General features: G+C 69.6%; 12 protein-coding genes. 5 read left to right on the forward strand and 7 right to left on the reverse strand.

The features are described 5' to 3' along the window. Positions 1–94 precede the first annotated feature (94 nt). Entirely contained in the window at positions 95–1,081 is a 987-nt protein-coding gene (locus V6S85_RS13975) for a peptidylprolyl isomerase (protein ID WP_116569801.1), read from the reverse strand. A 369-nt stretch (positions 1,082–1,450) separates the two neighbouring features. Here V6S85_RS13975 and secA point away from each other — a divergent pair, with 369 nt between their 5' ends. Beyond that, a complete protein-coding gene (gene secA, locus V6S85_RS13980) occupies positions 1,451–4,216 on the forward strand; it encodes a preprotein translocase subunit SecA (protein ID WP_116569802.1) in 2,766 nt (921 codons plus the stop codon). Positions 4,217–4,297: 81 nt separating this feature from the next. Here the strand turns inward: secA and V6S85_RS13985 are convergent, their stop codons facing one another. From V6S85_RS13985 to V6S85_RS14000, 4 genes are all read right to left on the reverse strand, one after another. Further along, the gene (locus V6S85_RS13985; RefSeq protein ID WP_116569803.1) at positions 4,298–4,660 is read right to left on the reverse strand and encodes a hypothetical protein; all 363 of its coding nucleotides are present in this window, start codon (positions 4,658–4,660) and stop codon (positions 4,298–4,300) included. Between the two features lie 88 nt (positions 4,661–4,748). Further along, positions 4,749–5,051, reverse strand: coding sequence for a hypothetical protein (locus V6S85_RS13990; protein ID WP_334349274.1), 303 nt, complete (start codon positions 5,049–5,051; stop codon positions 4,749–4,751). Between the two features lie 66 nt (positions 5,052–5,117). After that, positions 5,118–5,549: a carboxymuconolactone decarboxylase family protein gene (locus V6S85_RS13995; protein ID WP_334349275.1), complete on the reverse strand. Its 432-nt coding sequence runs from the start codon at positions 5,547–5,549 to the stop codon at positions 5,118–5,120. 155 nt (positions 5,550–5,704) lie between these two features. Further along, entirely contained in the window at positions 5,705–6,667 is a 963-nt protein-coding gene (locus tag V6S85_RS14000) for an acetyl-CoA carboxylase carboxyltransferase subunit alpha (RefSeq protein WP_058350468.1), read from the reverse strand. Positions 6,668–6,951: 284 nt separating this feature from the next. Here V6S85_RS14000 and V6S85_RS14005 point away from each other — a divergent pair, with 284 nt between their 5' ends. The 4 genes from V6S85_RS14005 (at position 6,952) to V6S85_RS14020 (ending at position 10,030) form a co-directional block, all read left to right on the forward strand. After that, positions 6,952–7,146 carry a hypothetical protein gene (locus V6S85_RS14005; protein ID WP_058350467.1) on the forward strand — a complete coding sequence of 65 codons (195 nt, stop codon included), beginning with the start codon at positions 6,952–6,954 and terminating at the stop codon, positions 7,144–7,146. Between the two features lie 85 nt (positions 7,147–7,231). After that, on the forward strand, positions 7,232–7,645 hold the full coding sequence (locus V6S85_RS14010) for an OsmC family protein (RefSeq protein WP_334349276.1): 414 nt from the start codon (positions 7,232–7,234) through the stop codon (positions 7,643–7,645). 79 nt (positions 7,646–7,724) lie between these two features. Then, the gene (locus V6S85_RS14015; protein WP_334349277.1) at positions 7,725–8,483 is read left to right on the forward strand and encodes an ABC transporter ATP-binding protein; all 759 of its coding nucleotides are present in this window, start codon (positions 7,725–7,727) and stop codon (positions 8,481–8,483) included. Then, a complete protein-coding gene (locus tag V6S85_RS14020) occupies positions 8,480–10,030 on the forward strand; it encodes a hypothetical protein (protein WP_116569807.1) in 1,551 nt (516 codons plus the stop codon). The genes V6S85_RS14015 and V6S85_RS14020 overlap by 4 nt, the downstream gene beginning before the upstream one ends. A gap of 53 nt (positions 10,031–10,083) precedes the next feature. On the opposite strand, the gene V6S85_RS14025 is transcribed toward V6S85_RS14020, so the two are convergent. Together V6S85_RS14025 and V6S85_RS14030 are read right to left on the reverse strand one after the other, a co-directional pair. After that, complete coding sequence (locus tag V6S85_RS14025) at positions 10,084–12,324, reverse strand: sensor histidine kinase (RefSeq protein WP_334349278.1); 2,241 nt, start codon at positions 12,322–12,324, stop codon at positions 10,084–10,086. A gap of 254 nt (positions 12,325–12,578) precedes the next feature. Beyond that, positions 12,579–14,042, reverse strand: coding sequence for a DEAD/DEAH box helicase (locus V6S85_RS14030; protein ID WP_334349279.1), 1,464 nt, complete (start codon positions 14,040–14,042; stop codon positions 12,579–12,581). Positions 14,043–14,276: the final 234 nt, after the last annotated feature.

The following is a 14,276-nucleotide window of genomic DNA, read 5'->3' on the forward strand; positions in this document are numbered from 1 at the left end:
GCAGGGGCCTTCTCGGCGGCTTTCGGCGCGGCCTTGGCCTTGGTCCTGGCGGTGTCGGCGGCCTTGTCGGTCGAGGTCGTGGTGGGCTTGCGGGTCATTTCTTCTGGGCCGAGTTCTGGGCCGGAGCCGAGGCGGGCGGGGCGTTGTCGAGGTCGGAACTGGGGGCGGCGTCGCCGCCTCCGGGCGGCGCGGAGGCCGGCTCCTGCGGGGCGCCGGGAATGTCCTGGCCCTTGCCGACCAGCATCTCCACCTTGGCGCCGCCGCGCAGTTTCTCCAGCAGGTCGCGGACCTGGTCGTAGGTAAGGAAACGCACGATCTGCGGACGGGCTTCCTCGAGGCTCATCGGCGCTTCCTGGCGCTTGTCCTCGACGCGCATCACCACCCAGCCGCCGTTGATGGCGAACGGGCCCACCAGGTCGCCCTTCTTGGCGTCCTTCAGGGCCACGGCGTAGGGCTCGGGCATGATGTCGACGGTGAAGTAGTCGAGGTCGCCGCCCTTGAAGCGCGTGGCCTCGTCCTTGGAGCGCTCCATGGCCAGGGCGTCGAACGAGGCGCCGGTCGTCAGCAGCTTCTTGACGCTTTCCGCTTCCGCCTGGGTCGGCACCAGGATCTGGCGGGCGCGGATCTCTTCCGACTGCTTGGTCAGCTTCTGCTGCTCGCCGTAGAGGCCGCGGATGTTGTCCTCGGTGACGGCCTTCTCGACCATGCCCTCGACCAACATGTCGCCGAGGATGCGCTCGCGGGCGGCGGCCAGGCGGCGCTGGGCGACGGGATCCTTGTCGAGCTTGCGCTCGATGGCCTCGGCGGCCAGCAGCTTCTGGTCGACCACCTCGTCGAGGACGCGGCGGAAGAGGTCGGACGACACGTCCAGCGGCTCGCCCTCGCCGATCAGCCCCTGGGCGACGGCCTCGCGCTTGACGTCGGAGGCCCAGACGGCGTGGCCGTCGACCCGGGCCACGGCCGTGTCGCCGGGTTCGGGCGGGCGCTCGTCGACGCCGCCGCGGCCGCAGGCGGCGACCAGCAGCGCCAGGCCGAGCGCGGCGGCCGTCAGGAGCGAGCGGGGATTACGGACAGGGTTCATCGGGCGCGGATCTCCGCTGGTCTTATGAAATGCGCTCTAGAGCGCGTCAGGGCAAAGGGGAAGCCGTTTCGGCGGCTTGGCCCCCTAAACTTCGCGCGCGAGGATAAGGTTCTCGGAACCTATGCCGTTCGCGACGGTTCTGATCGCCGCCGAGCGGGTTTCGCGCGCGGGGTGAAAGCTTGGCCTATCGGGCTTTTCGGCGCCCCGACGGGCCAGGCCTCGCGTTGACACTGGGGGGGGCGGTGCTTAAGTCTCGCGCGCGCGCCGTTTTCAGGGGTTCTGCGATCTCGGCGCACCGTCATTACCGTAGTGAAGGCCGATAAAGCCTTAGCGCCGGCCCACTAAGTTCTCGCTCCGGATCCTTCCTGCATGCTCGGCTTCGCCAAAAAGCTCTTCGGTTCCTCCAACGAACGCAAGGTGAAGTCGCTTCACGGCCGCGTCGCCAAGATCAACGCGCTCGAGCCGCAGATGGCCGCGCTGTCGGACGAGGCGCTGAAGGCCAAGACCCAGGAGTTCAAGGACCGCCTGGAGAAGGGCGCGACCCTCGACGACATCCTCGACGAGGCCTTCGCCGTGGTCCGCGAGGGCTCCAAGCGCGCCCTGGGCATGCGCCACTTCGACGTCCAGATGATCGGCGGCATGGTGCTGCACTTCGGCGGCATCTCCGAAATGCGCACCGGTGAAGGCAAGACGCTGGTCGCCACCCTGCCGACCTACCTGAACGCCCTGGCCGGCAAGGGCGTGCACGTCATCACCGTCAACGACTACCTGGCCACCCGCGACGCCGAGTGGATGGGTCAGCTCTACAACTTCCTGGGCCTGTCCTACGGCATCATCGTCAACGGTCTGTCGCAGGGCGACCGCCAGCGCGCCTACCGCGCCGACATCACCTACGGCACCAACAACGAATTCGGCTTCGACTACCTGCGCGACAACCTCGTCTATGACGTCAACGAGATGGTCCAGCGCGGCCACCACTACGTGATCGTCGACGAAGTCGACTCGATCCTGATCGACGAAGCCCGCACCCCGCTGATCATCTCGGGCCCGACCGAGGACCGCAGCGAGCTGTACAAGACCATCGACGTCCTGGTGAAGGAACTCATCAAGGACAAGACCAACTACGACCACGACGAGAAGCAGAAGCAGGTCATCCTCACCGAGGAAGGCCAGGAGCGGATCGAAGAGGTGCTGACCTCGGGCGGCCACCTTGCGGAAGACACCGCCGGCCTCTACGACGCGGCCAACATCTCGATCGTGCACCACGTCAACCAGGCCCTGCGGGCCAACGTGCTCTACACGCGCGACAAGGACTACATCGTCAAGGGCGGCGAAGTCGTCCTGATCGACGAGTTCACCGGCCGCATGATGACCGGCCGCCGCCTGTCGGAAGGCCTGCACCAGGCCATCGAGGCCAAGGAAGGCGCCGACATCCAGCCCGAGAACCAGACCCTGGCCTCGGTGACCATCCAGAACTATTTCCGCCTCTACACCAAGCTGTCGGGCATGACCGGCACGGCCTCGACCGAGGCGCAGGAGTTCGACGACATCTACAAGATGGGCGTCAGCGAAATCCCGACCAACCGCGTCATCCAGCGCATCGACGACGACGACGAGGTCTACCGCACCGAGGCCGAGAAGAACCGCGCCATCTTGGTGCAGATCGCCGACTGCCACGAGCGCGGCCAGCCGATCCTGGTCGGCACCGTGTCGATCGAGAAGTCCGAGGAGCTGTCCAAGCTGCTCGACGCCTACGAGTGGGAAGTCGACGGCAAGAAGCGCAAGGGCATCCCCCACCAGGTGCTGAACGCCCGCTTCCACGAGCAGGAAGCCGGCATCGTCGCCGACGCGGGCGTGCCCGGCGCGGTGACCATCGCCACCAACATGGCCGGCCGCGGCACCGACATCCAGCTGGGCGGCAGCATCGACATGCGCCTGTCCAAGTGGAAGATCGAGCAGCGGGGCCTGGGCATCGAGGTCTCGCCGGAAGACGAGGCCGCCCACCGCGCTGAAGTCGAGGCCGAGATCGCCGACGCCAAGAAGGCGGCCCTGGCCGCCGGCGGCCTGTTCGTGCTGGGCACCGAGCGCCACGAAAGCCGCCGCATCGACAACCAGCTGCGCGGCCGCACCGGTCGTCAGGGCGACCCGGGCCGTTCGAAGTTCTTCCTGTCGTGCGAAGACGACCTGCTGCGCATCTTCGCCGGCGAGCGTCTGGACGCGATCATGCGCACCTTCGGCGTCCAGGACGGCGAGGCGATCACCCACCGCTGGCTGAACGCGGCCATCGCCAAGGCCCAGACCCGCGTCGAGCAGCGCAACTACGAGATCCGCAAGAACCTCCTGAAGTACGACGACGTCGTCAACGACCAGCGCAAGGCCGTGTTCGAGCAGCGCCAGGAGTTCATGGAATCGAGCGACCTGTCGGAAGTCATCCACGAGATGCGCCACGACGTGATCGACGACCTGGTCGCCCGCCACGTGCCGCCCAAGGCCTACGCCGAGCAGTGGGACATCGAGGGCCTGCACGAGCGCGTCCAGGCCGTGCTCGGCATGGACCTGCCGCTGAAGGACTGGGCCGCCGAGGAGGGCGTCGACGACGAAGCCTTCCGCGAGCGCATCACCAAGGCCGCCGACGAGTACGCCGCCCAGCGTGAAGTGATCATCACGCCGGAGCAGATGCGCCAGGTTGAAAAGAGCTTCCTGCTGCAGATGATCGATCTGCAGTGGCGCGAGCACCTGATGCACCTGGACCACCTGCGCAACGTCATCGGCCTGCGCGGCTACGGCCAGCGCGACCCGCTGAACGAGTACAAGACCGAAGCCTTCAGCCTGTTCGAGAAGCTGCTGGGCGACCTGCGCACCAACACCACCCGCTGGCTGATGACGGTCGAGATCGCCTATGCCGAGCCCGAGCCGCTGCACGCGCCGGAAAACCTGATCCCGGTTCACCTGGATCCGCTGACCGGCGAGAACGCCGCCGTGGCCGGCGCCATCCCCGAAGGCCTGTCGCCCGAGCAGCGCGAGGCCCTGCCGGTGTCGTCCCTGCCGGAAGGCTGGGAACGCACCAACCGCAACGGCGCCTGCCCCTGCGGTTCGGGCAAGAAGTTCAAGCAGTGCCACGGCTCGCTGGTCTGAAGACCGGCCGCTGAGGCCGAAATGCGAAGCCCGCCCCGGGAGACCGGGGCGGGCTTTTTCGTGGACGTAGGGCGTGAGCGCTCAGTCGACGATGACGAAATGCTCGACGGCCTCGGTGTCGCTGTGGCTGCTGCAGTTGCCCTGTCCGAGGACGGCGATCTGCTTGCCCGACAGGTAGGCCGACATCAGCACCGACAACGCCGCCTGGCCCGCCGTGGTGCTGGCGTCGATCGCCCAGCGGCCAGGGATGGTGTGACAGGCCGGCGTCGCCGTGCGCGAGCCGCTGTGATTGAACAGCACGACGCCGTGGCGCAGCGGCAGGATGGCGCTGATCGTGCCCGCCTGGCTGCTGCTGGCGGCGGCCTGGGTGGCCAGGGCGGCGGCGAACGCGGCGCCGGCCAACGCGGCGATCAGGCGGCGTCCGGAAAGTTTCGAGAATGGCATGTCAGTCCCCATCGTGCAGAAGTTGCGCATGAGGGCAGATGCAGCGCCGCGTTCGGTACGGTCAAGCTGCGGGCGTGGGGCGGGCCGGTCAATCCTTGCTACGCGTCCCCAGGTCCATGCCCAGGGTCGGGCCGATGCCGTCGGGATGGTCGCCGAAGGGGTTGCGGTGGGCGTTCGCGAGCTTGGCGAGGCGCTGGCGCAGGTCGTCGTCGACGCGGACAATGTCCTCGATGGCGGCGGCCTGCTCGGCGTTGGCCTCCGAACCGTCGGGTTCGGCCAGCACGCGTTCGATCGCCGCCAGGAAGCGGGCTTCCTCGGCCGTGCCTGATGACGGCGGCGCTTCCAGCCAGGCCAGCACGGTCTCGAGCGCGTCTTCGAAGGTCTGGGCCATGCGGGCGTCTCCTCTAGCAGGTGCAGCTTGGGCAACGCCCCGCATGGCGGGGTGTTCAACGCCGGTTCAGTGAGCCGAGACGCCCAGGCGGTTCCACAGGTTGATCATCGCCACCAGGGCGGTCAGGGCGCTGGCCTCGACCTCGCTGTAGTGGGCCCGCAGCTCGGCCCGCAGCGGGGCCAGGTCGACCTTGGCCGGCAGCTTGGTCAGGGCCTCGGTCCAGGCCAGGGCGGCCTTCTCGGCGGGGGTGTAGTCGGCCACGTGCCGCCAGACGGTCAGGCGGTCGAGGCGCTCGTTGGTCTCGCCGTCGTCGCGGGCTTCCTTGGAATGCATCTTCACGCAGAAGGCGCAGTCGTTCAGCTGCGAGGCGCGTAGCTTGACGAGGTGGAGCAGGCGAGGGGCGACGCCGGCCGCGGCCACCGCCTGCTCGGCGGCGATGAAGGCCTGGTAGACGGCGGGGACGTTCTTGTCGTGGCGGAAGGCGGCGGTGTCGCTCATGGTCCTGATCCTCGTTGCTGCCCCTGAAAAGGGGCTTCGAAGATCAGGACGAGACGGGTGCTCGTCTTGTGACATGGCGCCCGAAGATCTTGCGGAGCGCCACCGCCCCAAACCTTAAAACCCCCGCGAAAGCGGGGATTTTACGGGAGTAGGGGCTACTGCAGGCCTTCGCGGCCGATGGCGTAGAAGCGCTCGGCGCGCTGGCGCTTCAGTTCGGCGGGAGTCAGCAGCGACAGCTTCTTCAGCTCGTCCTCGACCGCGTCGCCGACGGCCTTGATGGCGGCTTCCGGATCCGAATGGGCGCCGCCCGCCGGTTCCTCGACGATGCGGTCGACGATGCGCAGCTTGATCAGGTCCTGGGCGGTGATCTTCATGTTGGTCGCCGCGTCCTTGGCCCGGGCGCCGTCGCGCCACAGGATCGAGGCCGCGCCTTCCGGCGAGATCACCGAATAGATCGAGTGCTCGAGGATCAGCACGCGGTTGGCGCCAGCCAGGGCGATGGCGCCGCCCGAGCCGCCTTCACCGGTGACCGTGGCCACCATCGGCGTGCCCAAGGTCAGGCAGCGCTCGGTCGAGCGGGCGATGGCCTCGGCCTGGCCGCGTTCCTCGGCGCCCAGGCCCGGATAGGCGCCGGCGGTGTCGACGAAGGTGACGACCGGCAGGTTGAAGCGCTCGGCCATGTCCATCAGGCGCACGGCCTTGCGGTAGCCCTCGGGGCGGGCCATGCCGAAGTTGTGCTTCAGGCGGGTGGTGGTGTCGTAGCCCTTCTCGTGGCCCATCACGACCACCGGCATGCCGCGGAAACGGCCAAGGCCGCCGACGATGGCCTGGTCGTCGGCGAACTTGCGGTCGCCGCGCAGCTCGACGAACTCGTCGATCAGGCCCGCGACATAATCACGCAGGTGCGGACGCTGCGGGTGGCGGGCGACCATGGTCTTCTGCCAGGCGTCGAGGCCGGCATAGGCTTCCTTGCGCAGGACCTGCACGCGCTCGCGCAGGGCGCCGATCTCGCTGTCGAACGCGCCAGGACCCGCCGTCTCGGAAAGCTTTGAAAGCTCTTCGATCTTGGCTTCCAGGTCGGCGATGGGTCGCTCGAAATCGAGATAGTGCGCGGCCATGAGTCTCTTAACGTCGCCGTTTGCGAAAGGTTGGCGAACCTAGTGCGTGATGACGCCCAGGGAAAGCGCATTCACGCGGAATTGGAACCACCGTCTCGGCGACGGATTCCCTGGTCACGGGATTCGTCCCCAACTGAGTCCTGTTAGGAAACCGAACCCCTATGGTGAATCGAACGCCGATCATTATATTGGGTTCTCAAGAGCCGGCTGCGGAAGTCAGCTGGCGCTGCGGCCCCGCCCATCGAACATGGACACGGCCCGCCTGATGAGGACGCATCGTTCCCATGCAGGTGTTCACCTTCTTCTGTGTCGAGCGCGACGGCTCGGTTCCACGTTTCGACGTCACGGCCTGCGCCGACGATCATGCCGCGCGCCTGAGGGCCAACGAGCTGTTCGACATGCATCGCGGCTGCAACGAGGTCGAGGTCTGGCGCGGCGCCACGCACCTGTTCAAGGTCGGGGCCGGCGCGGCCGCCTGAACCTTCACGTTCGCGCGGATTCGACCAAGCACCGGATCGGGCAAGGCGCCACATTGGCGTTCCCGACCGACGCAGGATCCTCGCCATGACCGACATCGCCCGCCCTTCCGCCATCGCCGAGGACAGCGGCCACGGCGGCGTGCAGATCCTGGTCACGGCCGGGCCCTCGCGCCTGGCCGGCGACCTGAAGCCGTCCGAGGGCGGGCTGGACACCGGCCCCAATCCGCATGACCTGGTCGCCGCGGGCCTGGCGGCCTGCACGACCCAGACGCTGCGCCTCTACGCCAGGCGCAAGGGCTGGGCCCTGGGCGCGGTGCGAGTGGAGACCACCTGGCGGCGCCTGCCCGGCCAGGTCCCGGCCGACGTCTTCGACCGGGTGATCAGCCTATCCGGCGACCTCGACGCCGAGCAGCGCCAGCGCCTGCTGGAAATCGCCGAGGCCTGCCCGGTGCACAAGATGCTGACCGCCGGCGTGAAGGTCGAAACGCGGGTGGCGTAGGGGGCGCGTCGATTGCGGCCCATCTGCCCTCCGCCTTGCGCCCCCCGCCCAATCGCGATCACATGCCCGCCGTGATTGCATGGGGGCAGCCAGCGTGACCGAAGCCTTGATCGTCCGGGGGCTGGACAAGACCTTCTCCAAGCCCGCCGTGCGCGAGCTGGACCTGACGGTGCACCCCGGCGAGCTCTATGCGCTGCTGGGGCCGAACGGCGCGGGCAAGACCACGACGCTGCGGATGGTGGCGGGCCTGACCAAGCCCGACAGGGGATCGATCAGCATCTTCGGGGTCGACGCCCTGGCCGATCCGGCGGCGGCCAAGGCGGTGACCGCCTGGGCGCCGGACGAGGCGATGATCTACGACCGGCTGACCCCGCTGGAATATCTGGAGTTCGTGGCCGGCCTGTGGAACGTCGAGCCCAGGCACGCCAAGGCGCGGGCGCAGGAGCTGCTGGAGACCCTGGGCCTGGCGTCGGAGGCAAGGCGGCGGTGCGAGGGCTTCTCGCGCGGCATGAAGCAGAAGGTGGCCCTGGCCGGGGCGCTGATCCACGATCCTCGCTTGCTGATCCTCGACGAGCCGCTGACCGGCCTGGACGCGGCCTCGGCGCGGCTGGTCAAGGACATGTTGCAGGCCCGCGTCGACGCTGGCGGCACGGTGATCCTGACCACCCACATCCTCGAGGTCGCCGAGCGCATGGCCGACCGCATCGGCATCATCGCCGGCGGCCGCCTGCTGGCCGAGGGCACGCTAGACGCCCTGAGATCGCAGGCCGGGCAGGGCGGCGGCGACACCCTGGAAGACGTCTTCCTGCAACTGACCGCCGACGGAGCGCCCGCGTGAGCCTGCTGCGTCCCGGCGGAGTGGCCTGGCTGCTCGCCCACGAGATGCGGCTGAGCTTTCGCGCCCTGACCGGCAAGCGGGCCATGGGCGGCGTCGGGGCGATGATCGGCCTTGCGGTCCTGGCGCTGGTGATGCTGAGCGGCGGGGTGATCATCGGCCTGGCCTTGCGCAAGCTGGACGTGCCGGTCATCCCGCTGTCGGCCGCCATCGCCCTGGCCTGCTGCGCCACGGCCTTCACCCTGATGCTGTCCCAGACCATGGCGGCCGCCAGCGAGGCGCTCTACGAGCGCGGCGACCTCGATTTGCTGTTCTCCTCGCCGATCGCGCCGCGCACGGTGCTGTTCGTCCGCGCCATGGGCGTGGCGACCGGCGTGCTGACGGTGTTCCTGATCTTCGTCACGCCGCTCCTGGGGCCGGCGATCATCCTCGGGCATCCGGAGTGGCTGGGCCTGTTCGGCGTGCTGGCGGCCCTGGCCCTGCTGGCCACCGCCACGGGCCTGACCCTGGCCATGTTCCTGTTCCGGCTGATCGGTCCCCGCCGCACGCGCACCGTGGCCCAGGTGCTGGCGGCCCTGACGGGCGCGGCCTTCTTCCTGGTCAGCCAGATCCGCACGCTGATGGGCGAGCGGGCCAGCGAGAGCCTGTTCCAGTCCCTGGCGCGCGAGGCCGCCGAAGGCCGCATGAAGATCCCGCCGGTCGGCTACTGGCCGCTGAAGGCGATGCTGGGCGAGCCGCTGCCGCTGCTGGCGATGCTGGCGATCGGCGCGGGGGCTTTCGCGCTGGCGGCGCTGTCGCTGGGCAAGCGCTTCGCCGACGCCGCGGCGGTCACGCAAGGGGCCGAAGCCTCGGCCGCCAGGCCCGCCAAGGGTCGTGACCGGGCCTTCGCGGGCGGGGTGTTCGCCGCCACCCTGGCCAAGGAGCTGCGGCTGATCCTGCGCGATGCCAGCCTGCTGTCGCAGGTGCTGCTGCGGGTGCTCTACCTGGTGCCGACCGCCGTGATCCTCAGCCGCAACGCCGGTCACGGGGACGGCGGCGCGGCCCTGGCCGGCGGCGCGGGGGTCGTGGTGTTCCTGGCCGGGCAGGTGGCCGGGAGCCTCGCCTGGATCACCCTGTCGGCCGAGGAGAGCCCCGACCTGCTGGCCGTGTCGCCGGCCGCCACCCGCAGCCTGCGCCGCGCCAAGCTGGCCGCCGCCCTGCTGCCGGTGGCGCTGCTGCTGGTGGTTCCGCTGGGCCTCCTGCTGTGGCTGGCCCCGGTCACCGCGCTGTGGACGACACTGGGCGCGGGGCTGTCGGCCTGGGCTTGCGGCCTGATCAACGTCTGGCATCAGAAGCCGGGCAAGCGGGCGGACTTCAAGCGCCGCCGCGGCGCGTCGTGGTTCGCGACCCTGGCCGAGGTGGTGGTCTCGGCCTTGCTGGCAGTGACCACCGGCCTGGCGGTGGCTGGCTTCGCGCCGTGGGCGGCGATACCGCTGGCCTGCGCGGGCCTGGCCATGCTGGCCCTGCGCCGCAGCGACGAGCAGATCGCCAAGGTGCTGCGGATGGCGTGACCCCCCTCAGTCGGCTTCGCCGACAGCTCTCCCATGGGGAGAGGGTCCTTTGGTCAGCAGTCCAGCAGCGCCGTGATCGCGCACTCCACGCCCTCGGGCTTGAAGTCGATGCGCGCTTCGCCCGACAGTTCCGAGGCCAGGCCGCGCTCGATCAGGCGCGAGCCGAAGCCGCGGCGGGTGGGGGCGACCACCGGCGGGCCGCCGCTTTCGCGCCAGCGCAGGGAAAGGCGCGGCACGCCGCTGTAGTCGACGCTCCAACTGATCGTCACCTGGCCGCCCTGGCGCGAGAGGGCGCCGTACTTCACCGCGTTGGTGGCCAGTTCGTGCAGCGCCATCGACAGCGACAGGGCCGGGCGGGGCGACAGCCGCACCGACGGACCATCGAGCACGAAGCGGCCCTCGCCGCCGTGCAGAGCGACCAGGCGGTCGACCACGTCCAGCAGGTCGGCGCCCTCCCAGTTCTCGCGGGTCAGCACGTCGTGGGCTTCGGACAGGGCGATGATGCGGGCGGTGAAGGCCTCCTGCGCGGCCGGCAGCGAGCGGGCGGCGTGGAAGGTCTGGCCGGCGATGGCCTGGATGGTGGCCAGCGAGTTCTTCACGCGGTGGTTCAGCTCGTTGACCAGCAGCCGAAGGTGCAGTTCGGCGCGCTTGCGGTCGGTGATGTTGACGGTGGTGCCGATCATCCGGATCGGCTTGCCTTCGTTGTCGAAGAAGGCCTTGCCCTTGGCCGACAGCCAGCGCTCGACCCCGTCCTCGCGGCCGATGACGCGGAACTCGACGTCGTAGTCGGCGCGGATGCGGCCATCCAGCGTGCGGCGCAGGGCCTCGCGCACCGCGTCGCGGTCGGACGGGTGAAGGTTGGTGTAGAAGTCGTCGCGCACGACGGGCGTGCCCGGCGCGACGCCGAACATGGCGTAGCAGCGGTCCGACCAGGTCAGGACGTCGTTCCTGATGTCGAGGTCCCAGGTGCCGACGTCGGCGGCCTCGATGGCCAGGCGCAGGGTCTCCTCCTGCGAGACCAGCTTGCGGGCGGCCTCCTTGCGCTCGGTGACGTCCGAGCCGACGCCGACGAAGCGCACGCAGGCGCCGCGCTCGAAATAGGCCCGGCCGAACACCTCGATCCAGCGCAGGGCGCCGTCGGAGGGACGGACGATGCGGTACTCGACATTGATCAGCCCGTCGCCGTCCGGATCGGTGGCGGCCGCCACCGCCGCCAGCACGGTGTCGACATCGTCGGGATGCAACAGGGCCAGGAAGCTGTCGAAGTCCTGCGGGCCGGGCTCGGCCACGCCGAACATCTCGCACGATCGCTTGTCCCAATAGCGCTGGCCGGTGCTGGGGTTATGGTCCCAGCGGCCCATGCCGGCGGCCTCCATGGCGATGTCGCGGTCGAGGCGGGCCTCCAGCAGCTGGCCTTCCATCCGCTTGCGCTCGGTGATGTCGAACACGACGCCGGCGTTGCGGTCGGCCTGCCCGTCGGCGTCGAGATAGCAGTGGCCGCTGGCCGCCACCCAGCGCACCGAGCCGTCGGCCTGCACCAGGCGGTACTCGTCGGCGAAGTCTCCGCCGGTCTGCATCGCCGCCAGGGCGATCTGGCGCACCCGCTCGCGATCCTCGTCGTGGACCGCGGGGGTGAAGCTCTGGGCCGGCAGGCCCTGGGAGGCGAAGGTGGGATCCACCTGATGCAGCTGGGCGTAGCGGGCGTCGCAATAGACGCGATTGGCCTTGATGTCCCACTCCCAGGCGCCGACGCCGCCGGCGGCGTCCAGGGCCATGTCGTAGCGGGCCCTCGTGGCGCGCAGCTCCTTCTCGGTCTCGACCGCGCCGGTGATCTCGACGGCCGAGATCAGCACGCCGCCGACGCCGCTGGGGGCGGTCTGGTCGGGCACCGGGCTGTAGCTGACGGCGAAATGGGCCAGGCGGGCCTCGCCGGCCTCGCGCTCGACCTGCAGCGGCATGCGCTCCAGCGCGTAGCCGCCGCTCTCGCCCGACAGGATGTCCTGGTGGATGCCCAGCAGGGTGGCGCGGAAGGCGTCCGAATGCTGGGTGAAGGGCCGGCCCAGCGCGTCGGGATGACGCTCGCGCAGCGAGGGCGCGTAGGCGTCGTTGTAGATCAGGATCAGTTCGGGGCCCCAGCGCAGGGCCATGGGGAAGTTGGTGGCCATCAGCATGTCGACGGCCAGCGCCAGGCTGGGCGACCACGCCGCGCGCGGACCCAGCGGGGTCTTCGACCAGTCGAAAGCCTTCACGCGCTCGGCCATTTCCCCGCCGGCCAGGCGCGTGAACGCAGGCAAGCTCCGCCCTTCGCCCTGCGGCATGGCGTTCTGTCCCTCCCACCGGCTCCCCTAAAGCCGGGTCCGGGCGAACAATGGCCAGACGGTCCGGCGGGTTGCAAGGGAGGGACGCGACCCCTGCGCGCAAGCGTCGCAGTCGGCTCGGCTCAGGGCTGTGGTTTTCGCCGGGAGGGCGAGCTTGCTCGACCCTGGGGAGGGCGTAAAAAAAGGCCGCCTCGGGGGAGGCGGCCTTTGAAGCATCGGCTTTTGGCCGATCAGTCGATGGGGTTCCAGCGGGTCTCGACCTGCTGGACGCCGCGCTTGGGACCGCGGAAGTCGCCGCCGGCGGCCGCCGCCTTGCCTTGCCCCTGGCCTTGACCGCCGCCCTTGCCGCGGCCGCCGTTACGACCCTCGCCACGACCCTGGGCCTGCTGGCCGCCGCCCTGGCCGCCCTTGCCTTGGGCGCTCTTGCCCTGGCCGCCGCCGTTGCGGTTGCGCTTGCGGCGCAGTTCCGACGGGACGTTGTTGCGCGGGTCGGCCTTGCGCGGGTCGACGTACTTCTCGGCCGGAGCCAGCTTGTCGGCGACGGCCGCGGCGGCCGCCAGGGCCTTGTCGTTGCGGCGGTCGAAGGACGGGATCTTCTGGCGGGTGGCCTTCTCGATGTCCTTCAGCAGGCTGCGCTCGTCGTCCGAGCAGAAGCTGATGGCGACGCCGTCCTTGCCCTTGCGGGCGGTGCGGCCGATCCGGTGGACATAGGCCTCCGGCACGTTGGGCAGCTCGTAGTTGAACACGTGGCTGATGTCGTTGACGTCGATGCCGCGGGCGGCGATGTCGGTCGCCACCAGGGCCTTGACCTCGCCGGCCTTGAAGGCGGCCAGGGCGCGCTCGCGCTGGCCCTGCGTCTTGTCGCCGTGGATCGAGGCGCTCTCGATGCCGGCGGCGGTCAGGTACTTGGCCACGCGGTCGGCGCCGCGCTTGGTGCGGGTGAAGACGATCGAGCGCTCGACGGCCTTGTCGGCCAGCAGCTCGGCCAGCAGCGGACGCTTGCGCTGGGCCTCGACGTAGATCAGCGACTGGTCGATGCGCTCGACCGTGGTGGCCTGCGGGGTGATCGACACCGAGGCCGGGTTCTTCAGCAGCTCGCCGGCCAGTTTGCCGATCTCGCCCGGCATGGTGGCCGAGAAGAACAGGTTCTGGCGGTCCTTGGGCAGCTGGCTGGCGATCTTGCGGATCGGCACCACGAAGCCCAGGTCGAGCATCTGGTCGGCTTCGTCGAGCACGAAGATCTCGACGCCGCCCAGGGTGGCGCTCTTTTCGCCCAGGTGGTCCATCAGGCGGCCCGGGGTGGCGACGACCACGTCGACGCCGGCGGCCAGGGCGCGCATCTGCGGGCCGTACTTCACGCCGCCGAAGATGGTGGCGACCGACAGGCCCAGGTGCGCGGCGTAGGCCTTGAAGTTGTCGGCAATCTGCGTCGCGAGTTCACGGGTCGGGGACAGGACCAGGCAGCGGAAGCCGCGGCGCGGCGCCGGACGGCGGTCCTCGGCCAGGCGGTGCAGGATCGGCAGGGCGAAGGCGGCGGTCTTGCCGGTGCCGGTCTGGGCGATGCCCAGCAGGTCGCGGCCCTTCATGACGATCGGGATGGCCTGGGCCTGGATCGGGGTGGGCTGGGTGTAGCCCTTGTCGGCCAGGGCCTTGAGGATCGGCTTGGCCAGGCCAAGGTCGGTGAATTGAGTCACTGCGGACGTATCTTTCGTACGGTCGCGAGACGGCGCGCGCGGTCCTCGCACGGCTCGCCTGGCGGCGGGTCGGTGGGGAGCGCCCCGCGTGATACGGGCGGTCTATGAGAAGCTTTCAGGGCGCTCGACAGGCTGAACCCAGTGGGGTCCGTCACGCGGCTGGAGCACCGATAGCGCCGATTGGCGCGGGGCTCATATCGTATATCGCAGGTGCGAAGTCAAGGGCGAGGTCTG

Origin of the sequence: Caulobacter sp. CCNWLW153 (assembly GCF_036889365.1) — a bacterium.
GTDB lineage: Bacteria > Pseudomonadota > Alphaproteobacteria > Caulobacterales > Caulobacteraceae > Caulobacter > Caulobacter radicis.